The sequence below is a fragment of the Pseudomonas sp. J380 genome (genome assembly GCF_009827115.1).
In the GTDB taxonomy this organism is placed as follows: Bacteria; Pseudomonadota; Gammaproteobacteria; order Pseudomonadales; family Pseudomonadaceae; genus Aquipseudomonas; species Aquipseudomonas paracarnis.
In genome coordinates this window covers 4,887,848-4,912,978 of record NZ_CP043060.1, presented here as the reverse complement: position 1 = coordinate 4,912,978, position 25,131 = coordinate 4,887,848, and the positions used below count along the sequence as shown (strand labels likewise).

General features: G+C 62.5%; 24 protein-coding genes. 10 read left to right on the top strand and 14 right to left on the bottom strand.

Annotated elements, in window-relative coordinates; all coding sequences use genetic code 11:
• Positions 1 to 133: 133 nt before the first annotated feature.
• Positions 134 to 2,008: a TonB-dependent receptor domain-containing protein gene (locus FXO12_RS22420; RefSeq protein WP_057975578.1), complete on the top strand. Its 1,875-nt coding sequence runs from the start codon at positions 134 to 136 to the stop codon at positions 2,006 to 2,008.
• A 90-nt stretch (positions 2,009 to 2,098) separates the two neighbouring features.
• On the opposite strand, the gene FXO12_RS22415 is transcribed toward FXO12_RS22420, so the two are convergent.
• The 11 genes from FXO12_RS22415 to nrdR form a co-directional block, all read right to left on the bottom strand.
• Positions 2,099 to 2,884, bottom strand: coding sequence for a cobalamin-binding protein (locus tag FXO12_RS22415; RefSeq protein WP_057975579.1), 786 nt, complete (start codon positions 2,882 to 2,884; stop codon positions 2,099 to 2,101).
• Positions 2,881 to 3,300 (bottom strand): hypothetical protein, encoded by a 420-nt coding sequence (locus FXO12_RS22410; RefSeq protein ID WP_044269046.1) that lies wholly within the window; start codon positions 3,298 to 3,300, stop codon positions 2,881 to 2,883. The genes FXO12_RS22415 and FXO12_RS22410 overlap by 4 nt, the downstream gene beginning before the upstream one ends.
• Positions 3,297 to 3,914 (bottom strand): GTP cyclohydrolase II, encoded by a 618-nt coding sequence (ribA, locus tag FXO12_RS22405; protein ID WP_005791841.1) that lies wholly within the window; start codon positions 3,912 to 3,914, stop codon positions 3,297 to 3,299. The genes FXO12_RS22410 and ribA overlap by 4 nt, the downstream gene beginning before the upstream one ends.
• A 129-nt stretch (positions 3,915 to 4,043) precedes the next feature.
• The gene (locus tag FXO12_RS22400) at positions 4,044 to 4,766 is read right to left on the bottom strand and encodes an ABC transporter substrate-binding protein (RefSeq protein WP_054918163.1); all 723 of its coding nucleotides are present in this window, start codon (positions 4,764 to 4,766) and stop codon (positions 4,044 to 4,046) included.
• A 54-nt stretch (positions 4,767 to 4,820) separates the two neighbouring features.
• Entirely contained in the window at positions 4,821 to 5,786 is a 966-nt protein-coding gene (thiL, locus tag FXO12_RS22395; RefSeq protein WP_054918165.1) for a thiamine-phosphate kinase, read from the bottom strand.
• An 18-nt stretch (positions 5,787 to 5,804) separates the two neighbouring features.
• The gene (gene nusB, locus FXO12_RS22390) at positions 5,805 to 6,305 is read right to left on the bottom strand and encodes a transcription antitermination factor NusB (protein WP_014720126.1); all 501 of its coding nucleotides are present in this window, start codon (positions 6,303 to 6,305) and stop codon (positions 5,805 to 5,807) included.
• Positions 6,302 to 6,778, bottom strand: a complete 477-nt coding sequence (gene ribE / locus FXO12_RS22385) for a 6,7-dimethyl-8-ribityllumazine synthase (protein ID WP_003194576.1) — start codon at positions 6,776 to 6,778, stop codon at positions 6,302 to 6,304. The genes nusB and ribE overlap by 4 nt, the downstream gene beginning before the upstream one ends.
• An 88-nt stretch (positions 6,779 to 6,866) precedes the next feature.
• Complete coding sequence (ribBA, locus tag FXO12_RS22380; RefSeq protein WP_060772740.1) at positions 6,867 to 7,958, bottom strand: bifunctional 3,4-dihydroxy-2-butanone-4-phosphate synthase/GTP cyclohydrolase II; 1,092 nt, start codon at positions 7,956 to 7,958, stop codon at positions 6,867 to 6,869.
• Positions 7,959 to 7,973: 15 nt separating this feature from the next.
• On the bottom strand, positions 7,974 to 8,636 hold the full coding sequence (locus FXO12_RS22375) for a riboflavin synthase (RefSeq protein WP_047711880.1): 663 nt from the start codon (positions 8,634 to 8,636) through the stop codon (positions 7,974 to 7,976).
• Positions 8,637 to 8,685: 49 nt separating this feature from the next.
• On the bottom strand, positions 8,686 to 9,813 hold the full coding sequence (ribD, locus tag FXO12_RS22370) for a bifunctional diaminohydroxyphosphoribosylaminopyrimidine deaminase/5-amino-6-(5-phosphoribosylamino)uracil reductase RibD (protein WP_057975581.1): 1,128 nt from the start codon (positions 9,811 to 9,813) through the stop codon (positions 8,686 to 8,688).
• Positions 9,810 to 10,274 (bottom strand): transcriptional regulator NrdR, encoded by a 465-nt coding sequence (nrdR, locus tag FXO12_RS22365; protein ID WP_019818855.1) that lies wholly within the window; start codon positions 10,272 to 10,274, stop codon positions 9,810 to 9,812. The genes ribD and nrdR overlap by 4 nt, the downstream gene beginning before the upstream one ends.
• 140 nt (positions 10,275 to 10,414) lie before the next feature.
• On the opposite strand from nrdR, the gene FXO12_RS22360 reads away from it, so the two are divergent.
• From FXO12_RS22360 to trxA, 3 genes are all read left to right on the top strand, one after another.
• Positions 10,415 to 10,870, top strand: a complete 456-nt coding sequence (locus FXO12_RS22360) for a YbaY family lipoprotein (protein WP_034133864.1) — start codon at positions 10,415 to 10,417, stop codon at positions 10,868 to 10,870.
• Positions 10,867 to 11,523: a methyltransferase gene (locus tag FXO12_RS22355; RefSeq protein WP_057975582.1), complete on the top strand. Its 657-nt coding sequence runs from the start codon at positions 10,867 to 10,869 to the stop codon at positions 11,521 to 11,523. Before FXO12_RS22360 ends, FXO12_RS22355 begins: the two co-directional genes overlap by 4 nt.
• 318 nt (positions 11,524 to 11,841) lie before the next feature.
• Positions 11,842 to 12,714, top strand: a complete 873-nt coding sequence (gene trxA, locus FXO12_RS22350) for a thioredoxin (protein WP_057975583.1) — start codon at positions 11,842 to 11,844, stop codon at positions 12,712 to 12,714.
• Between the two features lie 103 nt (positions 12,715 to 12,817).
• Here the strand turns inward: trxA and FXO12_RS22345 are convergent, their stop codons facing one another.
• On the bottom strand, positions 12,818 to 13,162 hold the full coding sequence (locus tag FXO12_RS22345; protein WP_057975584.1) for a hypothetical protein: 345 nt from the start codon (positions 13,160 to 13,162) through the stop codon (positions 12,818 to 12,820).
• Positions 13,163 to 13,291: 129 nt separating this feature from the next.
• Between FXO12_RS22345 and FXO12_RS22340 the strand changes: the two genes are divergently transcribed.
• From FXO12_RS22340 to FXO12_RS22320, 5 genes are all read left to right on the top strand, one after another.
• A complete protein-coding gene (locus FXO12_RS22340) occupies positions 13,292 to 13,891 on the top strand; it encodes a DUF2796 domain-containing protein (protein WP_054896939.1) in 600 nt (199 codons plus the stop codon).
• Between the two features lie 148 nt (positions 13,892 to 14,039).
• Positions 14,040 to 14,750: an ABC transporter ATP-binding protein gene (locus FXO12_RS22335; RefSeq protein ID WP_034125931.1), complete on the top strand. Its 711-nt coding sequence runs from the start codon at positions 14,040 to 14,042 to the stop codon at positions 14,748 to 14,750.
• 1 nt (position 14,751) lies between these two features.
• Positions 14,752 to 16,017 carry an ABC transporter permease gene (locus tag FXO12_RS22330; RefSeq protein WP_057975585.1) on the top strand — a complete coding sequence of 422 codons (1,266 nt, stop codon included), beginning with the start codon at positions 14,752 to 14,754 and terminating at the stop codon, positions 16,015 to 16,017.
• A gap of 11 nt (positions 16,018 to 16,028) precedes the next feature.
• Positions 16,029 to 16,550 (top strand): DUF3299 domain-containing protein, encoded by a 522-nt coding sequence (locus tag FXO12_RS22325; protein WP_054896942.1) that lies wholly within the window; start codon positions 16,029 to 16,031, stop codon positions 16,548 to 16,550.
• 227 nt (positions 16,551 to 16,777) lie between these two features.
• Entirely contained in the window at positions 16,778 to 17,476 is a 699-nt protein-coding gene (locus FXO12_RS22320) for an OmpW family protein (RefSeq protein WP_014720136.1), read from the top strand.
• Positions 17,477 to 17,642: 166 nt separating this feature from the next.
• Here FXO12_RS22320 and FXO12_RS22315 read toward each other — a convergent pair whose 3' ends face one another.
• Complete coding sequence (locus FXO12_RS22315) at positions 17,643 to 18,527, bottom strand: sugar nucleotide-binding protein (RefSeq protein ID WP_054896955.1); 885 nt, start codon at positions 18,525 to 18,527, stop codon at positions 17,643 to 17,645.
• A 166-nt stretch (positions 18,528 to 18,693) separates the two neighbouring features.
• Between FXO12_RS22315 and FXO12_RS22310 the strand changes: the two genes are divergently transcribed.
• A complete protein-coding gene (locus FXO12_RS22310) occupies positions 18,694 to 22,941 on the top strand; it encodes a DEAD/DEAH box helicase (protein WP_087715933.1) in 4,248 nt (1,415 codons plus the stop codon).
• Between the two features lie 11 nt (positions 22,942 to 22,952).
• Here the strand turns inward: FXO12_RS22310 and FXO12_RS22305 are convergent, their stop codons facing one another.
• Positions 22,953 to 25,046, bottom strand: a complete 2,094-nt coding sequence (locus FXO12_RS22305; protein WP_057975587.1) for a mechanosensitive ion channel family protein — start codon at positions 25,044 to 25,046, stop codon at positions 22,953 to 22,955.
• Positions 25,047 to 25,131 lie beyond the last annotated feature (85 nt).

The window sequence follows — 25,131 nt, the reverse complement described above, 5'->3', positions numbered from 1 at the left end:
CCCCAAATGTGGGAGCTGGCTTGCCTGCGATGACGGCGGCACATTCGCTAACAATGTGTCAGATACACCGCTATCGCAGGCAAGCCAGCTCCCACAGTGGTTTTGCATGACCTTCGAATGCTATGGACAGCCCATGAAACGCCTGTGCCTTGCCCTGCTGCTGCTACCCTGCGCTGACCTGCTCGCCGACACCCGCGACCAGGCCCTGAAGCTCTCCGACGTGGTCATCAGCGCCAACCGCCAAGTCCAGGCGCGTAATGACAGCAGCGCCGCCAACACCGTATTCACCCGCGCCGACATCGACCGCCTTCAGCCCACCAGTGTCACTGACCTGCTCAGCCGCGTGCCGGGCGTGCAAGTTGCGCCAACCGGTGGGCGTGGCAGTTTGCCGGGGATTTTCATTCGCGGCACCAAGTCGGCGCAGAGCCTGGTGCTGGTGGACGGCCAACGCATCGCCAACACCACCTCCGGCGACAGCGGCTTGCAATACCTCAACGTCGATCAGATTGAACGGGTGGAAGTGCTGCGCGGTTCACGTTCGGTGATTTACGGCAGCGATGCGATTGGCGGGGTGATTCAGGTGTTCACTCGGCGCAATGCCGAGCAAGGCTTGCAGCCGCGCTTGAAACTGGGCTTTGGCAGCAACCAGACCTGGGAGCGCAGCCTGGGCCTGTCGGGCGGCGATGAACACACGCGTTTCAACCTGGGCGCGAGCCTGGATGAAACCGCCGGTATCAACGCGAGCCACGCGTCGTTTCCCAGTGACGGCGACCATGATGCCTACCGCAACCAGTCCATCAGCCTGAACCTCAGCCATTCGTTCAGCGATGAGCTGGAGGCGGGCTTCAACCTGTTGGATAACCGTGGCAAGTCGGAGTACGACAACAGTTATGGCCGCTACGACGGCGCCACCGGGCAGAGCCTGGGCCAGAAACCCTACACCGACTACACCGTGAGCAGCGCCAGCGGCTATCTCGATGCCAAGCTCAATGACAGCTGGCAGTCGCGCTTGGAGCTGGGCCACAGTGAAAACCGCGACACCAAGCGCGACACCCTCAGCGATGATTACAGTGCATTCAACACCTACCGCGACTCGGTCAATTGGCAGAACGACCTGACCCTGGATGAGCAAAACAGCCTGATCGTCGGCGGCGACTGGTACGAAGACCGTTTCCACGGTTCTACCACCTTTACCGAGAACAGCCGCTGGAACCGGGCAGCGTTCGTGCAGCATCGCTTCCATAGCCAGTGGTTTTCCACCGAGCTGGGCCTGCGCCGCGACCAGAACCAGCAGTTCGGCGGCCAGAACAGTTGGAGCGGCACCCTGACCTTGCCGGTCAACCCTGACAATGACCTGCTCTTGAGCTACAGCGAAGGCTTTCGCGCGCCGACCTTCAACGACCTCTATTACCCCGACACCCAGTACAGCAACCCCAACCTGCAGCCCGAGACATCAAAGAGCTACGAGCTGCAATGGCGCAGCCAACTGAGCGACAGCACGCGCCTGGAAGCCTCGCTGTATCGCACCGACCTGAGCGACGCGATTATCCTTGACGCTGGCAAGCCGCAAAACGTGGCGTCGGCGCGGATCAACGGCTTTGAAGCGGCGCTCAAGCAGGAACTGTTTGGCTGGCAGGGCAACCTGGGCCTGTCGCTTATCGACCCGCGTGACCGTGACAGCGGCCACACCCTGGCACGTCGCGCACGGCGCACGGTCAACCTGGATCTGGATCGGCAATTTGATCAACTCGGTCTCGGCGCCAGCTGGCAAGCGATCAGCAGCAGCTACGACGATGAAGCCAACCGCAACCGTCTGGGCGGTTATGCCTTGCTGGGGCTGCGCAGTAGTTGGGCGTTGAACCGGGAGGTGTCGTTGTCGCTGAAGGTGGATAACGTGCTGGACAAGTCTTACGCACGGGCGAAGTACAGCTACCTCGGGGAAGCTCAGAATTATCGTGAAGAAGGTCGGGTGTGGATGCTTGGGGTGACGTGGACACCTGAGATCTAAGTAGCCTGATCCGGCGTCATCGCAGGCAAGCCAGCTCCCACAATTGAAATGCATTCCCCAGTGGGAGCTGGCTTGCCTGCGATAGCGTTGTCACAGGTTCGGCGCAATCACCTGGCACAACCGCGCTACCGCCTCCAACATCTGCCCGCTGGGCCGCTCCAGGCCCTTGTCCGGCACCAACCGCACCCGAGCAGCCATCGCCGGCCATGCTTTCCAGGCCTCCTTCTGAGCCTGATCCCCCACCAGGATCACCTCGGGGTCTCGCGCCAGCACCGATTCGATATTCACCTGCGGCGCCGGCAACTTCAGGTCATCAAACACATTGCGCGCCCCGCACACTCTGAGGGCATCGCTGATAATCTGCCCACCACCCACGGTGTACAGCGGCTGGTTCCACACTTGGTAAAACACCCGCAGCGGCTCGGCCCGCTGGTAGCGCTGGCGCAACTCGGCCAAGCGCTGACGCAGTTGTGCAGCGAGCGGGTGCCCTGCCTCAGCGCGGCCCAATTGCTCGGCAATGGCCTGCACCTGGGCGGTCAGTTGTTCAAGGCTGTGGGGTTCGGCGACGTACACCGGGATATTCAATCGTTGGAGCTGCTCCCGCTGGGCCGGGCCGACGCTGCCAGGCCAGAGCAGGATCAGGTCGGGCTTGAGGCTGAGCAGGCGCTCCATGTCCAACTGGCCGTAGTGCCCGACCGAGGTCACCTTCGCCAACGCCGCCGGGCGGTCACCACCATCAAGCATGCCGACCAGCAAGTCCTCGGCACCCAGCTCAAGCACAATTTCAGACAGTGACGGCGCCAGGCTGACAACCCGCTCGACCGGCCAGCCCTGGGCACTGAATACCAGCAGCAGCGCCAGCCAATAGCGCTTCATCCCAACTGACGCGGTATGCGATAGAGATAGAACAACACCAGCGTCGACAGCGCCAACAGAAACAGCGGCACCGCCTCCAGGCCGACGAACACCGCCAGCGCGCCAATCCAGGCCGGTAACGCTGCAACCAGCAACGCCGTGCGCCGACGCGCCGCCAGGGTGATCCAGGCTGCGGGCTCTTCAGCAGTATCAAGGGCTTTGGAGGTGGCGATCAGCGCGTGTTTGTAAGCGTGAAAATAACGCAGGCTGAGAAACATCGAGGCCACGCCGGCGATGAAGAACGGCATGGCCAATACGGGCAACAAGGATTCAGCACGGCCAAACAGCAGGTTGATCACGAACAAGGGCAGCAACGCCAGGGCCAGGTACTGCCACCAGTTGAAGGACAGTCGCCGTTTCACCTGGCCACGGGTCACGCGCGGTCGACCTCGCCCTGGTGCTCGTTGCCCATCATGTGATCGAGCTTGCTGGCTTTGGTGGCCAGGTAGAGTTTGTTGTGCGGGTTATGCCCGGTGTGCAGTGGTACGCGCTCGGCCACGGTGATGCCCATCTCGGTCAAGGCTTTGACCTTTCGGGGGTTGTTGGTCATCAGGCGCAGGGATTTGACCCCCAGGTGCTCGAGCATCGGCAGGCAGATGGCGTAGTCGCGCTGGTCGGCAGCAAAGCCCAGGCGCTCGTTGGCCTCCACGGTGTCGGCGCCGCCATCTTGCAGTTCGTAGGCGCGGATCTTGTTCAACAGGCCAATGCCCCGGCCTTCCTGGCGCAAGTACAGCAGCACGCCACGCCCTTCACGGGCGATGGCCTGCAGTGCGGCCTCCAGTTGCGAGCCGCAGTCACAGCGCTGGCTGAACAGCGCATCGCCGGTCAGGCACTCGGAATGCACACGCCCCAGCACCGGCGCGCCATCGGTGATGTCGCCGAGGCTGAGCACAACGTGCTCGCGCCCGGTGGCTTCTTCAAGAAAGCCGTTCATGGTGAACGTGGCAAAAGGGGTAGGCAGCTTGGAAGCGGCGACGAAAACGACGGGCACCGTGTGCTCCTGATTTCAGATTTCACAGAGGCGGGCATTGTAACAGCACGTTCCTACAGACGCTTAAGCTGAATTATCGCTGATAAAGATCAATAGGTTCGATTGGCCTTTGAGTCAGTTCTATGGGCGTCAGAACGGATACGGCTGTTTCCAGCGTTCGAATATCGCTTTCAACTCACCGGTCTGGACCAGGATACCCAAACGCTGGTCATACACGGCCATCAATGCCCTGCCGCGCTCGGTGTCGGCAAAGCCTACGTAGAGCGGTAATTCAGCGATATGGGTGAGTTTGAACAGCGCCGGGTCTTGCGCCTGGCTGAGCACGTATTTGGCTTCGGTGAGGGCGTCGATATAAAAATCGGCACGGCCGTGTTGCAGCATTGGCAGAATGCCGCTGCGCCGCTCGATCTGGTTGAAGCGGCGCACGGTGGGCAGGTATTCCTCGTATTTATAGCCGCGCACCCAGGCCAGGCGGTAGTTGCCCAGGGTCGCCAACGTCGGCGTGGGTGAAGTTGCCAGCCCGAGAGCGTAGACATGATCGGCGTCGAAGTTCCAGCGCGGGTACAGCACTGCGCTGACCTCATCGCGGTAGGTGCCGACACAACCATCCGCCTCACCACGCTGGGCCAGGCCGACCGATCGGGTATAGGGCACGCTGCGAGTTTCCAGGGTAATGCCTGCTGGCTCGAAGACGCGGCGCAGCAGGTCCCAGGCCAGGCCGCTACCATCTCTGTTGGTGTAGTCGTTCCACTCCTCACTGGCCAGCACGATTTTACCGGGCACGGGAGTGTCCGCCTGGGCCAGGGAAACGAAGGAACACAGCACGATCAGCAGCCAGCGGCATGCAGCCATAGTCACGGCCTCTTACTCGGGATAATCGTCTAAAGGGTAGCGCAGACCGCCGGCTCAGGGCGTCTGGCGAAAATGCTGGTAGCCGCGCACAGCCGGGGTGATGTCCTGGCAGTCGCCGTCGAGCAGCGTCACGCCGTGCCCCGTTTCGACCCGACCGACCACATGCACCGGCCAGCCATCCGCCTGCAACGGCGCCAACTCGGACGGTGGCAAAGTGAACGCCAACACATAGTCGTCGCCCCCGCTCAACGCCGCTACTTGAGCCTGGTCTTCACCGACAAACGCCAGCAAGGCCTCGGACAACGGCAACCGCTGGCGCTCAACCACCAGGCGCACCGCTGACGCCTTGGCGATATGCCCACAGTCAGCCAACAGCCCATCGGAGATATCCATCGCCGCTGTCGCCTTGCCCCGCAGCGCCAGCCCCAAGGCCAGCTGCGGTTGCGGCGACCAGTAATGCGCCAACAGCGGCTCAGCGATTGCTGCGTCAGCCGTGCGTTGCCCCAATACCAGCGGCAAGGCACCAGCGGCATTGCCTAACTCGCCGCCCACACACAGCAAATCGCCCGGCTGTGCACCGTTGCGCGTCAAGGCCTGGCCAGCCGGCACACGGCCGAACACGGTCAGGGTCAGGCTCAGCGGCCCACGGGTGGTATCGCCGCCCACCAAGCCTACGCCGCAGCTTTGCGCCATGGCGTTCAAGCCTTGGGCATAGCGTTGCAGCCAATCGGCTTCGACGCTCGGCGTGGTCAGGGCAAGGGTAAAGGCGAGGGGGTGGGCGCCCATGGCGGCCAGGTCGCTCACCGCCACGGCCAGCGAGCGCTGGCCGAGCAGGAACGGGTCACAGGGGTCGGCAAAATGCACGCCAGCCACCAGCGTATCGGTGGAGACTGCCAGTTGCTCCCCGGCGGGAAGCGCCAGCAAGGCGCAGTCGTCGCCGATCCCCAGGGCAATGCCTTCGCCGCCTTGCGCACAAGGCGCGGCGGCGAAGTATGTGCGGATCAGCTCAAACTCACCCATTGAGGAATCAAGCGCAGATTAGCGCTTGTGTTCCTTCACTTCGGCTTCACGCAGGCGCGGGGCCAGCTTGTCGAGCACGCCGTTGACGAACTTGTGGCCATCGGTCGAACCGTAGACTTTCGCCAGTTCGATGCCTTCGTTGATCACGACGCGGTACGGCACGTCGACGCGCTTGAGCAGCTCCCAGGTGGACAGGCGCATCACGCACAGCTCAACCGGGTCGAGTTCTTCGATGGTCAGGTCCAGGCATGGCGCCAGGGCTGTGTCGATCTCGGTCAGGTTGGCATGCACGCCGTGCAGGATGTCGTGGAAGTAGCTCTGGTCGGCGAAGGTGAAATCGTTATCGACGCGAAACTGTGCCTCGATTTCGTTCAGCGAAGCGCCCGCCAGGTGACGCTGGTACAGCGCCTGGGTCGCAAGTTGACGCGCCTTGCGGCGCTTCTCGCTCTTGGACGGTTTGCCGGCATCGGCAGGACGCGGGTCCTGAGGGTTGAACTGATCGCTTTCGTCGGAAATCACTTGGCCTCCAACTGCGACAGCAGGCTGACCATTTCCAGGGCGGACAAGGCAGCTTCAGCGCCTTTGTTACCGGCCTTGGTGCCGGAACGCTCGATGGCTTGCTCGATGGAATCCACGGTCAGTACGCCGAAAGCGACTGGCACGCCGAACTCCATGGACACCTGGGCCAGGCCCTTGGTGCATTCGCCGGCCACGTATTCGAAATGCGGGGTGCCGCCACGAATGACCGCGCCCAGGGCGATGATCGCCGCGTATTCACCCTGCTGAGCAACTTTTTGCGCAACCAGTGGAATTTCGAAGGCGCCAGGGGCACGGATAAGGGTGATATCGCTCTCGCTCACACCGTGGCGAACCAGGGCGTCAACCGCACCGCTTACCAGGCTTTCAACCACGAAGCTGTTGAAGCGGCCAACCACCAGGGCATAGCGGCCTTTGGGGGCGATGAAGGTACCTTCGATGGTCTTCAGGGTCATTCGACAAATCTCTTAAAGAGCCGGGACGCGAAAAGTGCGTCCCTCAGTGATGATTTAACCGCGAACAAGGGGCAAAAATCGCCAGCCTTTATTCGGAGGGCACGTATTCTACAACTTCCAGGTCGAATCCGGATATCGCATTAAATTTCATCGGTGCGCTCATCAGGCGCATTTTGCGCACGCCCAGGTCGCGCAGGATCTGCGAACCGGCACCGACGATGCTGTAGGTGGTCGGTTTTTTCACCGGCACGGCGTCGGCGGTTTCGCGGATGTGCGCCAGCAGCACATCACCATCGAGCGGGTGACCGAGCAACAGCACCACACCGCTGCCGGCCTCGGAAACCGCAGCCATGGCGGCGCGCAGGCTCCAGCGGCCCGGCTGCTTGACCATCAACAGGTCACGCAGTGGGTCCATGTTGTGTACGCGTACCAGGGTCGGTTCTTCTGCGCAAATGTTGCCCAGGGTCAGGGCCATATGCACGTCGCCTTCCACTGAATCACGGTAGGTCACCAAATTGAATTGGCCCAGCTCGCTGTCCAGTGGCTGCTCGGCAATCCGCTGAACGGTACGTTCGTGGATCATCCGGTAGTGAATCAGGTCGGCGATGGTGCCGATCTTGAGGTTGTGCTCTGCGGCAAAGGCCTCGAGTTCAGTACGACGGGCCATGGTGCCATCGTCGTTCATCACTTCGCAGATCACCCCGCTTGGCTCGAAACCGGCCATGCGCGCCAGGTCGCAGGCGGCTTCGGTGTGGCCAGCGCGGGCCAGGGTACCGCCCGGTTGGGCCATCAGCGGGAAGATGTGGCCGGGGCTGACGATGTCTTCGGCCTTGGCGTCTTTCGCGGCAGCGGCTTGCACGGTGCGGGCGCGGTCAGCGGCGGAAATGCCAGTAGTGACGCCCGTGGTGGCTTCAATCGATACGGTGAACTTGGTGCCGAAACCCGAGCCATTGCGCGGCGCCATCAAGGGCAGCTTGAGCAGTTCGCAGCGTTCACGGCTCATGGGCATGCAGATCAGCCCCCGGGCGTGCTTGGCCATGAAGTTGATGTGCTCGGGCTTGCACGCCTCGGCGGCCATGATGATGTCGCCTTCGTTCTCGCGATCTTCGTCATCCATGAGGATGACCATCTTGCCTTGGCGGATATCTTCAACCAGTTCTTCGATGTTATTGAGCGCCACGCGGCACCCCCTTGGTCAGGATTTCAGGTAGCCGTTAGCGGCCAGAAAACTTTCGGTGATGTTACCGGCTGCAGGCTCTGCGGCCTTTTCGCCCAACAACAGGCGCTCCAGGTAACGGGCAAGCAAGTCCACTTCCAGGTTCACCCGGCGACCCGGCTGGTACGAGGCCATGATGGTTTCGCTGAGGGTGTGGGGAATGATGGTCAGTTCAAATTCGGCGCCATTCACGGCGTTCACGGTCAGGCTGGTGCCATCGACGGTGATCGAGCCTTTGTGGGCGATGTACTTGGCCAGCTCTTTTGGCGCGCGGATACGGAATTCCACGGCGCGGGCGTTTTCGCTGCGGGCCACCACTTCGCCGACACCGTCGACGTGGCCGCTGACCAGGTGACCGCCCAGGCGTGTGGTGGGCGTCAGGGCTTTTTCCAGGTTGACCGGGCTGCCGGCCGCAAGATCGTTCATCGCGGTGCAGTCCAGGGTTTCCCGGCTGACATCGGCAGCAAAGCCGTTGCCCGGCAGCTCGATGACGGTCAGGCACACGCCGCTGACGGCGATGCTGTCGCCCAGCTTGACGTCGCCGAGGTCCAGCTTGCCGGTTTCAACCAGCAGGCGGACATCCCCGCCTTTGGGGGTCATTGCACGGATGCTGCCGATGGATTCGATAATGCCGGTGAACATTTCGTTCTCCTGAAAACGAGGGGGCTGACGCTCAAGCGCAGGCCGGGAATTATACGCTCACTGCTGGGACGGGGATGGCAGTGACTCGCCAGTCGTCGCCCACAGCGCGCATTTCGGTGATCTTGAGTTGGGGAGCATCGGCCAACTTATCAAGCGGCCAGTCCAGCAACGGGCGGGCAGCGGAGCCGAGGAACTTGCCGGCGATGAATATCACGTATTCATCCACCAGGCCTTGTTGGGCAAACGCGCCGGCCAGGCTTGGGCCGGCTTCCACCAACACATCGTTGACGCCACGGGCGGCCAGGGCGACCAATGCCGAGCGCAGGTCAACCTGCCCCTCCACACCTGGAACCACAAGGCACTCAGGCCCGCGGGGGAACTGGTTCTCCGGAGTCACGCAGGTGATGACCAATGCCGGGCCGGCCTTGAAGAACGGTGCGTTGAGCGGCACCCGCAGGCGGCCATCGATCAGCACGCGCAACGGCGGGCGCGACATGGCCAGGGCGGTGGTTGCGTCGTCCAGGCCCAGTTCGGCGGCGCGTACGGTCAAGCGGGCACCGTCGGCCAGTACCGTGTCGGCACCGGTCAGCACCACGCTGGCCTCGGCACGCAAGCGTTGCACCGCAGCACGGGCGGCGGGGCCGGTGATCCATTGGCTTTCGCCGCTGGTCATCGCCGTGCGGCCGTCCAGGCTCATCGCCAGCTTGACCCGCACAAACGGCAGACCGTGCTCCATGCGCTTGAGGAAGCCGGGGTTAAGCGCCCGCGCTTCGGTTTCCAGCACACCGCTGCGCACCTCGATACCCGCCTGGGCCAGGCGCTGCATACCTCGGCCAGCCACTTCGGGGTTCGGGTCCTGCATGCCAGCCACCACCCGCGCGACGCCGGCGGTCACCAGCGCATCGGCACAGGGCGGCGTACGGCCATGATGACTGCACGGTTCAAGGGTCACGTACACTGTCGCGCCACGGGCCTTGTCGCCAGCGGCGCGCAGGGCATTGGGCTCGGCATGGGGCTCGCCGGTGCGCTCATGCCAGCCTTCGCCGACAATCTGCCCGTCACGCACTATCACGCAGCCGACCCGCGGGTTGGGGTGGGTGGTGTACAGGCCCTTGCGCGCCAATTCGAGGGCGCGGGCCATGTAGTGGGCGTCAAGCACAGCCTGTTCAGATGTCATTGTTTGGAGGGCTCACGGGCCAGGCGGTCGATCTCTTCGCGGAACTCATTGAGGTCCTGGAAGCGTCGATACACCGAGGCAAAACGGATATAGGCGACTTCGTCGAGCTTTTGCAGCTCGCCCATCACCAACTCGCCGACCACCAGGCTCTTGACCTCGCGCTCGCCGGTCGCCCGCAGCTTGTGCTTGATATGCACCAGCGCCGCTTCCAGGCGCTCGACACTCACCGGGCGTTTTTCCAGGGCGCGCTGCATACCGGCGCGCAGTTTTTCTTCGTCGAAAGGCTGGCGGCTGCCGTCGGACTTGATCAGACGCGGCAACACCAGTTCGGCGGTTTCGAAGGTGGTGAAACGTTCACCACAGGCCAGGCATTCGCGCCGGCGACGCACTTGGTCGCCCTCGGCGACCAGACGCGAGTCGATGACCTTGGTGTCGTTGGCACCGCAGAAGGGACAGTGCATGGTTGGCAGGCAACAAAAAATGGGAGGGCCATGGTAGCGCATCCCTGTGGCAAGACAAGCCATAGCCTTTACGGTATATAGGCAGGCTTATATGTTTGATATTTTTTAAGCCACGGATTTTGTCCTTTCTGGAGCCGTACATGCAGTTACGACCACTCGTTCTACTCAGCCTGTTCAGTTTTCTGGTCGCCTGCAGCAGCGAAGCCCCCAAGCCGGCCGCGCCTCAACCGACACCCGCGCAAGAGAAGAAAGTCCCGGGCATTGAAGACCTCGGCCCCCTGCCCGCCTATCAGCGCGAAATCAGCGGCAGCCTGACCAACGTGCCCGCCGGTGCCGAAGTCGAGATGGCGCTCTTGGTGATCGACGAGCGTTCGCGCCCGCAGCAACTGCTCGCCAGCAGCGTACTGAGCGGCAACGGCAAGCCTTTGGCCTTCCGCCTGCGCTTCAACCCTGAAGCCTTCCCGGCCGGTGCCCGCGTGGAATTGCGCGGTCGCGCCAGCCAGTCCGGCCAGTTGATCCTGCATCTACCTGCCGTGCGCGTCACCCAGGCGATCACCCAGAGCACCGGCCCCTTGCAACTCGTCAAGGCACCATGACACCACCGCTGCACCTGCAGCGTGCCTTGAGCGAACTGATCGGCGACGCGCAATTAGTGCCCTGCCCACTGCCGGGCACCGAATTGTCGCTGTGGCTGCTCGACGCCGACAACATGGACCGCGCCTTCAGCCAGGAAGAAACCCGGCGCATCCTGCATGAGCCTCCCTACTGGAGCTTTTGCTGGGCCAGCGGCCTGGCGTTGGCCCGCTACCTGGTGGCGCATCCCGAGTGGGTCGCCGGCAAACGCGTGCTGGATTTCGGCGCAGGTTCGGGAGTAGCCGGGATCGCCGCCGTCAAGGCTGGGGCCCTGGAGGTGGTGGCCTGCGACCTGGACCCACTGGCCTTGGCCGCTTGCCGTGCGAATGCCGAGCTCAACCAGGTGTCATTGAGTTATTCGGCAGACTTTTTTGCCGAAGCCGACCGCTTCGACCTGATCCTGGTGGCCGACGTACTCTACGACCGCGCCAACCTGCCGTTGCTGGATCAGTTCCTCACCCGCGGCCGCGAAGCGCTGGTAGCGGATTCACGGGTACGGGACTTCCAGCATCCGAATTATCAGCGGTTGGAGATCCTCGAGGCTTTGACCCTGCCGGACCTGGCCGAGCCTTGGGAGTTTCGCAAGGTGAGCCTGTACCATTCGCGGCGCGCTTGAGGCCCTCGCGGGCAAGCCCCAATGCCAGTCAGTTAAGGTTTTTTTGTAGGAGCGAGCTTGCTCGCGAAAAACTCACAGGCGCCGCGTTCATTCAGCAAGCACGCGTTATCGTTGACGATTTTCGCGAGCAAGCTCGCTCCTACAGTAGGCGATGGCCGCTTAACTGACTGCGATGGGGCAAGCCCGCTCCCACAGGGGAATGCATTTCAAAGGTGAGAGCGGGTTTGCCTGCGATAGCGGTCTTGAATCCAGGATGCTTTCAGCCAACCTCGCCAGCCCTTATAGTTGCCCCCATTCCCGCTTTATTCGAGACGCCCCATGAGTGAGCCCACGCCGTACATCTTCGACGTCACCACCGCCAACTTCGACCAGGCCGTTATCCAGAACTCCTTCGAAAAACCCGTATTGGTCGATTTCTGGGCCGAGTGGTGCGCACCCTGCAAAGCACTGATGCCAATGCTGGCGAAGATTGCCGAGAGTTATCAGGGTGAGTTGCTGCTGGCCAAGATCGACTGCGAAGCCGAACAGGACATCGTGGCGCGTTTTGGCATTCAAAGCCTGCCGACGGTGGTGCTGTTCAAGGATGGCCAACCGGTAGACGGTTTTGCCGGTGCACAGCCGGAGTCGGCAGTGCGGGCGATGCTGGAGCCCCATGTGCAAATGCCACCGCCGGCTGCGGCGGACCCGTTGGAGCAGGCTCAGGCGCTGTTCAGCGAAGGGCGCATCAGCGAGGCCGAAGCGTTGCTGGTGCAATTGTTGGGTGAGGACAATACCAACGCCGCCGCCCTGATCCTGTATGCACGCTGCCTGGCCGAACGCGGTGAATTGGGTGAAGCCCAGGCCGTGCTCGACGCGGTCAAGAGCGACGACCACAAGGCCGCCCTGGCCGGGGCCAAGGCGCAAATAACCTTCCTGCGCCAGGCTGCGGATTTGCCGGACGCTGCCGAGCTGAAAAGCCGCCTGGCGCAAAACCCGCAGGATGACGAAGCGGCCTATCAGTTGGCGATCCAGCAACTGGCGCGCCAGCAATACGACGCGGCACTGGAAGGTTTGCTCAAGTTGTTTATCCTCAACCGCAGCTACAGCGAAGGCCTGCCCCACAAGACCTTGCTGCAGGTGTTCGAATTGCTGGGCAATGATCACCCGCTGGTCACGGTGTACCGCCGCAAGTTGTTTGCCGCGTTGTATTAACCCAACCTTGTAGGAGCGAGCTTGCTCGCGAAAAACGACAACGATAACGCGGGCATCCTGAATGAACGCGGAGCCTGAGGGTTTTTCGCGAGCGAGCTCGCTCCTACAAAGGGTCAATCCATGTGTAGAGCGGTGTGTCGCCGCCGCTGGCCACCTTCACGTTCGCGCTGTGGCGCAGGCGCACCAACAGGCGCTTGCCCGCCCCGGCATCGCCAGCCAAGCCTTCGAGTTGGTCGAGCAATTCCAGGCCATTGAGTTGCCCGGCCTTGCGTAGCAAATCCTGGGCGTTCTGCCACAGGTCTTCGTTCTGTTTGACCGGCGCCGCAGCCGGTGCGCTGGGCGTTGGAGCGGCCTGCAGTTGAGCGCCTAATCGCGCCCAATCGCCGTCGTCCAGCTCAAGGGTCAAGTCCACCGGCAGGTCGCCGATGGTTCCACGAATTCGCAACATCGTCCTTACTCCTGCATTTTTCTGACGGGCATGCTCCCATGCAGCTTGCGCAACACCAAGCGGGCGGTCAAACTCTCTGATCAATTGTTATAAGATCACATAACAAAACTTTCATTCTGGAGCCCACTCATGCGCCGTTTGCTGCTTGCTTTGCCGTTTGCCCTGCTGCCACTGGCTGTCGCTCATGCTCACGAAGACCACGACCACGAGCACGGCAGCCTCGGCGCCCATGAACATGGCGTCGGGCGCCTGAATGCCGTACTGGACGGCCAGGCCCTGGAGCTGGAACTGGACAGCCCGGCCATGAACCTGGTGGGTTTTGAACATGCCGCCACCAGCGCCGCCGACAAAGCCAAGGTCGCCGCCGTACGCAAGCAGCTGGAAAATCCATCGGCACTGTTCAACCTGCCCAAGGCCGCAGGTTGCGTGGTCAGCAGCCAGGAACTCAACAGCCCGTTGTTCGGTGACAAACCAGAAGCTGAGCATGACGACGATGACCACGCCACCGACGGCAAGGGCGCAGCCGCCCACAAGCATGATCACGACCACAGTGAAATCCACGCCCATTACCAGTTCACCTGCGCCACGCCGGCGGCCCTGGGCAACCTGGACTTGAGCCAAGTGTTCAAGACCTTCCCCGCCACCCAGAAAATTCAGGTACAACTGATCGGCCCTAGCGGTCAGCAAGGTGTTGAAGCGACGGCCACCGCCGCCACCCTGAAGTTCTGACTTGAAAGCACAGTCCCTGTGGGAGCTGGCTTGCCTGCGATACAGGCGATGCGGTGCAGCAGGCACACCGTAGCGATGCCATCGCAGGCAAGCCAGCTCCCACAGTGGATCGGCGCCATTTTCGACTACCAGGCGACACTGACTTCCCATGACTCAAGCGTTAATCGAACTGTCCGACCTGGGCTTCAACTGGCCCGGGCACCCGCGGTTGCTGGACATCCCCGCGTTCCGCCTGGAACCCGGGGAAACCCTGTTCCTCAAGGGCCCGAGCGGCAGTGGCAAGACCACTTTGCTCGGGCTGTTGGGAGGCGTGCAGAAACCCAGCCAAGGCAGCATCCGCCTGCTCGGCCAGGAGTTGACCGAACTCTCGGCCGGCGCTCGTGACCGTTTCCGTGTGGACCACACCGGTTATATCTTCCAGCAGTTCAACTTGCTGCCGTTTCTATCGGTACGCGAAAACGTCGAGCTGCCTTGCCACTTTTCCAAGCTGCGCGCGCAACGGGCCAAACAGCGCCACGGCAGTGTCGACCAGGCCGCCGCGGCCTTGCTAGCGCACCTGGGTTTGAAGGACCCGAGCCTGCTGGAACGCCGCGCCGATTCGCTGTCCATCGGCCAGCAACAACGGGTGGCCGCTGCCCGAGCGCTGATCGGACAACCGGAACTGGTGATTGCCGACGAACCCACCTCGGCCCTGGACTACGACGCCCGCGAAGCCTTCCTGCAGTTGCTGTTCGCAGAATGCCGCGAAGCGGGCGCCAGCCTGTTGTTTGTCAGCCATGACCAGAGCCTGGCGTCGCTGTTCGACCGCAACCTGTCGCTGGCCGAACTCAATCGCGCCGCCATGCCCGCAGAGGTTTGAGATGTATCTGTTCCGTCTAGCCATGGCCAGCCTGGCTAACCGCCGCTTTACCGCGATCCTCACCGCGTTTGCCATCGCGCTTTCCGTCTGCTTGCTGCTCGCGGTGGAGCGTGTGCGCGTCGAGGCGCGCAACAGTTTCGCCAGCACCATCAGCGGCACCGACCTGATCGTCGGCGCTCGTTCCGGCTCGGTCAACCTGCTGCTGTATTCGGTGTTCCGCATTGGCAACGCCACCAACAACATCCGTTGGGACAGCTACGAGCACTTCGCCGCCAGCCCTCAAGTGAAATGGGTGATCCCGATCTCCCTCGGCGACTCCCACCGCGGCTACCGGGTGATGGGCACCAACGAATCCTACTTCGAGCACTACCAGTACGGGCGCAAGCAAAACCTCGAGCTGGCCAGCGGCCGCGCCTTCGCCACCGACCCGTTCGAGGTGGTGCTCGGCGCCGAAGTGGCCGACGCCCTGCATTACAAACTCGGCGACAAGCTGGTGCTGGCCCACGGCGTGGCGGTGGTCAGCCTGGTCAAGCATGACGACAAGCCGTTCACGGTGGTCGGCATTCTCAAGCGCACCGGCACGCCGGTGGACCGCACGCTGCATATCAGCCTCGGCGGCATGGAAGCGATCCATATCGACTGGCACAACGGTGTGCCGGCCCAGGGCAAAGGCCGCATCAGTGCCGACCAGGCGCGCAATATGGACCTGACGCCGCAGGCCATTACCGCGTTCATGCTCGGCCTGAACAACAAGATTTCCACCTTTGCCTTGCAACGGGAGATCAATGAATTCCGTGGCGAGCCAATGCTGGCGATCCTGCCCGGTGTCGCGCTGCAAGAACTCTGGAGCATGATGGGCACTGCCGAAAAAGCCTTGTTTGTGATCTCGCTGTTCGTGGTGCTGACCGGCTTGATCGGCATGCTCACCGCGATTCTCACCAGCCTTAACGAGCGTCGCCGCGAGATGGCGATCCTGCGGTCGGTGGGCGCGCGTCCTTGGCACATCGCAACGCTGCTGATCTTCGAAGCCTTCGCCTTGGCCTTGTCTGGCGTGGTGGCGGGCCTGGGGTTGCTGTACCTGTGCATCGCCGCCTCGCGGGGTTATTTGCAGGCCAACTACGGTCTGGACCTGCCGATGTCGTGGCCGAGCGAATATGAATGGACGTTGCTCGCCGGTATCCTGGCAGCCGCCCTGTTGATGGGCAGCGTGCCCGCGTGGCGCGCCTACCGCCAATCTTTGGCCGATGGCCTGTCCATCCGTTTATGAGGAAGGCTTCGATGCGTCGTGCCCTGTTTGCCCTGTTGTTGTTGATAGCCGTGCCTGCCTGGGCGCAGGAACAGCCCAAGGATCTGTCCTGGCAGGAGATGATCCCACCGGATGCGCCACCTGAAGTGCCCAATATGAAGCCGCTGCACGACCTGTCGAACATGGCCGATGCCTTGTCCGTCGAAGCCGCGCCGGCGGCCAAGCAGGACATGCCTAACGCGCCAGTGGTACAGAGCCTGGACGGCCAGCACATTCGCCTGCCGGGGTATATCGTGCCCCTGGAAGTCAGCGAAGAAGGCCGCACCACGGAGTTTCTGCTGGTGCCGTATTTCGGCGCCTGTATCCATGTGCCGCCACCGCCATCGAACCAGATCGTGCATGTGAAAAGTGAAGTCGGGGTGAAGCTCGATGAGCTGTATCAACCGTACTGGATCGAGGGCGCGATGCAGGTCAAGCCATCGTCCAGCGAGTTAGCGGACGCTGGTTACCAGATGGATGCCCAGAAGATTTACATGTACGAGCTTGAGGAATAACCCCACACACCGAAGATCCAAATGTGGGAGCGGGCCTGCTCGCGAAAGCGGTGTATCAGGCGCTGCATCTGTTACTGCACCACCGCTTTCGCAGGCAAGCCAGCTCCCACAGGTTTAGATCAGTGGCGCAAGTGACTGATCACCCTTTCATTGAGCTGAGTCAAAAGACCGTACGGAACGATCTTTACCATTGGACGTACAACTTTTAAACGTCCTTTGGAGCTCCCATGAACAAGTCTCTGCTCGGCGCGTCCCTCTTCGCGCTCGCCCTCGTCGCCCCCGTCGCTCACGCTCACCAGGCGGGCGATATTCTGGTTCGCGCCGGTGCAATTACCGTGAACCCGAAGGCCGACAGCAGCAGCGTCAAGGTTGACCAGGGCCCATTGGCCGGCACCAATCTGGGCGGCAAGGCGACCATGAGCAGCGACACCCAACTGGGCTTGAACTTCGCCTACATGATCACCGACCACGTCGGCATCGAATTGCTCGCGGCCACACCGTTCGAGCATGACGTGAAGATCAAGAACACCGCCCTGGGCGCCGCCAATGGCAAGCTCGGCACGCTGAAGCACCTGCCGCCGACCTTGAGCGTCGTGTACTACCCGCTGGACCACAAATCCGCGTTCCAACCGTATGTGGGCGCCGGTATCAACTACACCTGGATCTACGACGAGCACGTGGGCAGCCGCGCCGAACAGGCTGGTTTCAGCAACTTCAAGGCCGAGAACTCCTGGGGCTGGGCTGCACAGATCGGCGCCGACTACATGATCAACGACAAGTGGATGATCAACGCCCAGGCGCGCTATATCGACATCAGCACCAAGGCGACTGTGGATAACAACGCGCTGGGCCAGGGCACTCGGGCCAAGGTCAATGTGGATGTAGACCCGATGGTTTACATGGTGGGTATCGGCTACAAGTTCTGAGTTCGGTTTAAGCCACACCGCATAACCCATGTGGGAGGGGGCTTATGTGGGAGCCGGGCTTGCCCGCGATGCAGACACCACGGTGTATCAGTGATACCCAGGTGATGCTATCGCAGGCAAGCCAGCTCCCACATAAGTCCCCTCCCACATTTTGGTTTTGAGGGTGTCAGCTATGGCGGTAGAAGCGATCCAGTAGCGCCGGCAAACCTGCCCGCCATGCCCGTGGTTTGATGCCAAAGGTGTGGAGGATTTTCTTGCAGGCCAGCACCGCATGCTGCGGTTCATCCGCCGCATCCGGCCGCGCTGCGTGAGCCTGCGCGGTGGGAGACTCGATGGCCAGCGGATGGAAGTTGCGCGCTTCAGTCAGAATCGCCTGCCCCAGCGCCAACGGGGTAGTCGCCTCGTGGCCGGCGTAGTGGTAGGTGCCCCACAGCGGCGCAGCGCAATCGAGTTGCTTGAGCACCGAGATGATCACCCGCGCCGCATCGTCCACCGGCGTCGGGTTGCCCCGGCGGTCGTCGGCCATCAGTAGCTCGTCGGCGTTCTCGGCCCGGGCCAGGAAGCGCCCGAGCGTGCCGTCGACGCTGTCATCGAGCAACCAGCCAAACCGCAGCAGCACATGCTGCGGGCACGTAGCGCGCACGCTTTGTTCGATACGCCACAACGCCTGGCCGCGCAGGCCCAGGGGCACCGGCTCGTCTTTCTCGCTGTAGGCCGTGGCGCGGGAGCCATCGAATACGCGGTAGCTGGACGGTTGCAGCAGGGTGATGCTGTGATGCTGGCACAGCTCGGCCAGGCGTTCGATGGCGAACTCCTGGGCGGCCAAGCGGGTTTCGCTCACGGCTTCGGCCTGGAACCAGTCGAAATAGTAGGCGAGGTTGATCAAGGCATCGGGACGGGTGTCGTCGAGCAATTGGGTGAGGCTTGCGGCATCCCAGCCGTCTTGGGGCGGTTTGGGGGCGAGGAAACCGATGTCTTCCTCCGCACCGAGGCGAATCAGCGCCTGCCCGAGGGCATTCCCGCCGCCCAGTAACATAAGGCGCATTCGCATAGATTGAGCAGGCCCGGTCTGTTTGGAACGATGGTTATTATCGACAGGCATGTGCGCCTTGCCGTAGGTAGTTGCCAGAATCGTTGCATTTTGCGGGTTTGTAGCGCAACCGTCACGGATAAAGTGCGGGGTTGCAACTTGGCCCCGCCGGTTGCATATAGGGTGAATGAACCTTCCCGAATCAACGGACAAGGGTTTGCACGGCTTTCACCCCGCCGTCAGCACTTGGTTCCGTAGTACCTTTCCTTCGGTGACCAACGCCCAGGCCCAGGCGTGGCCGTTGATCCGCCAGCGCCGCTCGACGCTGATCGCCGCGCCCACCGGCTCCGGCAAGACGCTGACGGCCTTCCTGGCAGTGCTGGACGACCTGGTGCACCAAGGCCTGGCCAACGGCGGCGAACTGCCGGACCAAACCCTGGTGGTGTATGTGTCGCCGCTCAAGGCGCTATCCAACGATATCCAGATCAACCTGCAAAACCCGCTGGCCGGCATTACCGAACATCTAGAGAAGCGGGGGCTGCCGCCGCTGGTAATCCGCACCGCTGTGCGCACCGGCGACACCCCGCAAAAAGACCGCGCCCAGATGCGCAAACGCGCACCGCATATCCTGGTAACCACTCCTGAATCGCTCTACGTGCTGCTCGGCTCGGATTCCGGCCGGCACATGCTCGCCAGCACACGTACGGTGATCGTCGATGAGATCCACGCCATCGCCGCTGGCAAGCGCGGCAGCCACTTGGCCTTGAGCCTGGAGCGCCTGCAAGGGCTGTGTGCCGAGCCATTGACCCGTATCGGCTTGTCGGCCACGCAAAAACCCATCGAAGCCGTCGCACGCTTTTTAGTTGGCACCGAACGTGATTGCGCCATTGTGGATATCGGCCACGCCCGCCCCCGTGACCTGGCGATCGAAGTGCCGCTGGTGCCGCTCTCGGCGGTGATGGCCAACGACGTGTGGGAGTTGGTCTACGATCGCCTCGCGCAATTGGCCCGTGAACACCGCACCACCCTGGTATTCGTCAACACCCGACGCCTGGCCGAACGCCTGGCCCGGCACTTGAGCGAGCGCCTGGGCAAGACCGCCGTGGCCGCTCACCACGGCAGTCTGGCCAAGGAGATGCGCCTGGATGCCGAACAGCGCCTCAAGGCCGGCGAACTGCAAGTGTTGATCGCCACGGCGTCCCTGGAGCTGGGGATTGATATCGGCGAAGTGGACCTGGTGTGCCAGATCGGCTCACCCGGTTCCATCAACGGCTTCCTGCAACGGGTCGGCCGTTCCGGGCACCAGGTCGGTGGCACGCCCAAGGGGCGCCTGTTTGCCACCACCCGCGACGACCTGATCGAGTGCGCCGCGCTGCTCGACTGCGTGCGCCGTGGCGAGCTGGATACCTTGCATATTCCGGTGGCACCGCTCGATGTACTGGCCCAGCAGATCATCGCCGAGGTCAGCGCCCAGGAATGGCCGGAACAGGCGCTGCTGGCGCTTATCCACCGCGCCGCGCCTTACGCCGAACTGGATGAACGCCACTACCAGGCCCTTTTGCAGATGCTCAGCGAGGGCTACAACGGCCGCCAGGGCATGCGCAGCGCCTACCTGCACCGCGACGCTGTGGCCCACACCCTGCGTGGCCGCCGTGGCGCCAGGCTCACGGCGGTAACCAGCGGCGGCACGATCCCCGACAACGCCGACTACAGCGTGTTGCTGGAGCCGCAAAGCCTGAATATCGGCAGCGTCAACGAAGACTTTGCGGTGGAAAGCATCGCCGGGGATATCTTCCAGCTCGGCAATACCTCCTATCGCATCCTGCGTGTCGAAGCCGGCAAGGTGCGGGTCGAAGACGCCCAGGGCCAACCCCCGACCATTCCGTTCTGGTTGGGTGAAGCGCCCGGGCGCAGCAACGAGTTATCGGTGGCCGTGGCCCGCTTGCAAGGGCAATTGGACAGCTTGCTCGGCGCCACGCCCGGCGACCTGCAACCGGCCCTCGACTGGCTTACCGGCACCCTGGGTCTCAATGTCGCCAGCGCCGACCAACTGTTGGATTACCTCGCCCGGTCGCGCCAGGCCCTGAGCGCCTTGCCGTCCCAGGACACATTGATCATGGAACGGTTTTTCGATGCGTCCGGCGGCACCCAACTGATCATCCACACGCCGTTTGGCAGCCGCATCAACCGCGCCTGGGGCCTGGCCTTGCGCAAGCGCTTTTGCCGTACCTTCAATTTCGAGTTGCAAGCGGCGGCCAGTGAAAATGCCATCGTGCTGTCGTTGTCCACCAGTCACAGCTTCGCGCTGGATGAGGTGTGGCGTTACCTCAACAGCAACAGTGCCGAGCACATCCTGATCCAGGCCGTGCTGGATGCGCCACTGTTCGGTGTGCGCTGGCGCTGGAATGCCGGCGTGGCCCTGGCGCTGCCGCGTTATACCGGCGGGCGCAAGGTGGCGCCGCAGATCCAGCGCATGAAGAGCGAAGACCTGATCGCCAGCGTATTTCCCGACCAGATCGCCTGCCTGGAAAACCTCTCCGGCGAACGCGAAATCCCCAACCACCCGCTGGTGGAGCAAACCCTCGACGACTGCCTGCACGAGGCCATGGACAGCGACGCCTGGCTGGCGCTGCTGCGGCGCATGGAACGCGGCGACGTGCGGTTGATTAGCCGCGACCTGCCCGCGCCCTCGCCCATGGCCGCAGAAATCCTCAGCGCTAAACCCTATACCTTCCTCGACGACGCCCCCCTGGAAGAGCGCCGCACCCAGGCCGTGCTCAACCGCCGCTGGAGCGACCCGCAGAGCACTGACGACTTGGGCGCCCTGGATGCCGACGCCATCGCCGGTGTACGCGAAGAAGCCTGGCCGGCGCCCAATGGCCTGGATGAAATGCATGAAGCGTTGATGAGCCTGGCGTGCATCGCAGCGGGCGAAGTTACGCCGCAATGGGCCCAATGGTTGCAGGCCTTGCGCAAGGCCGGGCGGGCCTATCAGTTGCCCAACGGAATGTGGGGCGCCGTAGAGCGCTTGAATTGTTTGCAGGCGCTGTATCCCAACGATCTGCCGTTGCTGCCGGGGTTCGATGAGCCCTGGTCCTTTGATGAAGCGCTGGTGGAAGTGCTACGTGCGCGCCTCAGTGGTTTTGGCCCACTGACCCTGGTCGAGATCGCAGCGCCCCTGGCATTACCGGTGGTGGCGCTTACCCAGGCCCTGGCACGCCTGGAACAAGAAGGCTACGTGCTGCGCGGTCACTTCAGCCCCGGCGTGGGTGAAGAACAATGGTGCGAACGTCATTTGCTGGCGCGCATTCATCGCTACACGGTCAAGCGCCTGCGCCGGGAAATCGAGCCGGTGGCATTGCAGGATTTCATGCGCTTTCTGTTCGATTGGCAACACCTGTCCGACAGCACCCGCGGCCAGGGCAGCGCCGTGTTGCCGCAAATCGTCGGCCAGTTCGAAGGCTATGCCGCCGCCACGTCAGCCTGGGACACAGACCTGCTCAGCGCCCGCATCAAGGATTACTCATCGACCTGGCTCGATGACCTGTGCCGCAGCGGCAAGCTGGTCTGGACGCGCCTGAGCAACAGGGCCGGCGCCATGGCGTTGCGCAGCACCCCGGTGGTTTTGCTCCCCCGTAGCCAGGTAGCGTTGTGGAGCGGGCTGACTGAGCCTACCGACAGCACCACGTTGTCGCCCAAGACGCAGAAGGTCCACCTGGCCCTGCGCGAGCATGGCGCGCTGTTTTTCGATGAACTGGTACACGAGGCCCATTTGCTGCGCAGCGAGCTGGAGACAGCCTTGCAGGAATTGGTAGGCGCCGGCTTGGTGAATGCTGACAGCTTCGCCGGCCTGCGCGCCTTGACCACCCCCGCGAGCAAACGCCAGGCGCGCAGCAGTCGACGTGGGCGCGGGGCATTTGTCGGCGGTATGGACGACGCCGGGCGTTGGGCCTTGGTTCGCCGCTCGGCGACCGCCGCCGGCGCGCATACGGCCGAGACCCTGGAGCATGTGGCGATGACCCTGCTGCGCCGATATGGCGTGGTGTTCTGGCGGCTGCTGGAGCGCGAGGCGGATTGGTTACCGAGTTGGCGCGAGTTGCTGCGCACTTTCCATCGGTTGGAGGCGCGAGGCGAGATCCGTGGCGGGCGGTTTGTCAGTGGGTTGGCGGGAGAGCAGTTTGCATTGCCGGAGGCGATACCGTTGCTGCGCGAGGTGCGGCGGCGGCCCCATGATGGGAGTTTAATTGCGGTGTGTGGGGCGGATCCGTTGAATCTTGTCGGCACGCTGTTACCGGGAGCCAAGGTGCCAGCGGTAAGCGGTAATCGGGTTGTGTACCGTGATGGGGTGCCGGCGGCGGTGATGGTAGGGGGCAAGCAGCAGGTTTTGTTGGAGATGGATCAGCAAGCGGTGCAGGAGAAGTTGATCAGGCGCTGACCTTGAGGGCCTCATGATTGAGACCTGGGCTGCTCCGTCAACACCACCGCATCCTGCTCATGCTCCTGCGCCACACGCTTAGGCAACAACACCTGCTGTGGATAAGTTTGCGCAAAATGCACCTCATCACAGTTATCCACAAGCTTTTTCAAGCGCTGATTAAACGCACGGCTGACAGCGTATTGGCCACCCGAAACCGTGCGGAACTGCGCCGTGAGCACCACGCCATTGAGGTCCATCTTGTCCACCCCGAACACCTCCAACGGCCCTTGCAGGTTGTACTTGAGGAACACATCGTCGCGAATCGACTGGCCGGCCTCGCGGATCAGCTCCACGGCCCTGTCCACGTCAGTGTCGTAGGTGAACTGCACCGAGAAAAAGGCATAGGCGAATTGACGGGACTGGTTGGTGACCGCCTTGATCTGCCCGAACGGCACCGAATGCACAAACCCCTTGCCGTCACGCAGGCGCAGGGTGCGGATGGTCAGGCCCTCCACGGTGCCGGCGTGACCAGAGTCGAGCACCACCCAATCGCCGATGGACAGGGTGTCTTCGATGATGATGAACAGGCCAGTAATCACGTCCTGCACCAGTTGCTGGGAACCGAAACCGATCGCCAGTCCCACCACCCCGGCGCCCGCCAGCAACGGCGCGACATTGATGCCGAGGTTGGCCATGGTGGTAATCGCGCAGATCACCACCAGGATGATCTTCACCGCATTGCGCAGCAGCGGCAGGATGGTTTTGACCCGGGTGCTGGGCTGGCGACTGGAGCGTTTATTCACCGGTGGTTTGAGGGCTTCCTGAATCGCAGTGTCGAGCACCACCCAGAACAGCCAGGTCACCAACAGGATCAGGCCGATACTGCTGAGGGAATCACTGATGGCCCGGCCCACCGAGTTGCGCTGGGCGAATTCGAACAGCGAAACGCCCCAGATACGCCCGAGTATCTCGATAAACGCGATGGCCATGACGATACGCAAAATTGCGTGCAGCAAACTCAGGAAGCGTTCCTTGTAGGCACTGCTGCGCTGGATCGATACCTGGCTGCGGGACTTGAACAGGTGTTGCAGCACGGTGCTGAGAAACACCGTGCCGATCAGTAACAAGGTGGTGAGCAACGCGCAGCGCAGGGCCTCTTGGTTGTCGTCACCGGCGCCAATCAGGTTGACCACCGACACCAGCACCATCAACAGAATCGGCCAGTACCAGAGCCCGGAAAACACCCGCAGCGACTGTTGCAATGCTGGATGTTTGAGGCGCTGGGCCAGTGGCCGGTTGCGGATCAAATGGGCCACCGGCCGCCGCAGGCGTACCACCAGCACGCCAAAGATGACCGCGGCAAACAGGCCGGTAAACACGGCGATGCTGCTGGTGATATTGCCGCCCAACTGACGAGCGATTTGCGGGCTGGTCAGCGCATCGCTGAGGGCCGCGAGAAAGCCGATCAGGAACAGCGGCTTGGGGCAATAGTCACGAATGATCTGCACGGCAGGCCGCTTGTGCCCGACGTTGAACATGACAATGACGCACAGCAACAGCGAGGTGGAAAAGATGCCACTGCTGGTGGCGTAGGCAAAACACAGTGCCAGGGCTCGGCCGACAGACGCAGGTAAAAAGTGACTGACATAAAGGGTCAGCGGCAGGCAGATCAGCGCTGGAATCGTGTAGGGCACCACATAGCCCAGCAAGCCTTGCAGCCGTTGGCGCCGCGCGAGGAATGGGCGGCGGCTCGAGCGTTGCACAACCAGGCGCCCAAGTATCGTCAAGACCGCAAAGGCACCGACCCACACCCCAGACAACAGCAGGAAATCGCCCGCCACGCTCCACGGCGAGCGTGCGGCTGTCTGGTCTACCAGGCGCCCTACTTCGTCCGCGGCGCGATCAGCACGCAGGCGCCAGGCGTCGATGAGGTTCTGGTCGAGGTCGAGCTTGTTCTGCACGTCGTCGATGCTGGAACTGATGGCCCCGAGCAACCCGCCCTCCACCAGCAGCTCCGGCTTGGCCGGTGTGTCGGCAGCAGGCGCAGAGGCCGCGGCCTGCAATGCGCCATTGCCGCAGAGCAGCAGCGCGCCGAGCAGTAATGCAGTCTTTAAATTCAGCAAAACAGCAAGCTCCTTCAGCAGGGTCTGTAAGGAACTGACGAGATTGGGCCTTTATCGTTCCCTGCATTTGCAATGCCCCTCCCGC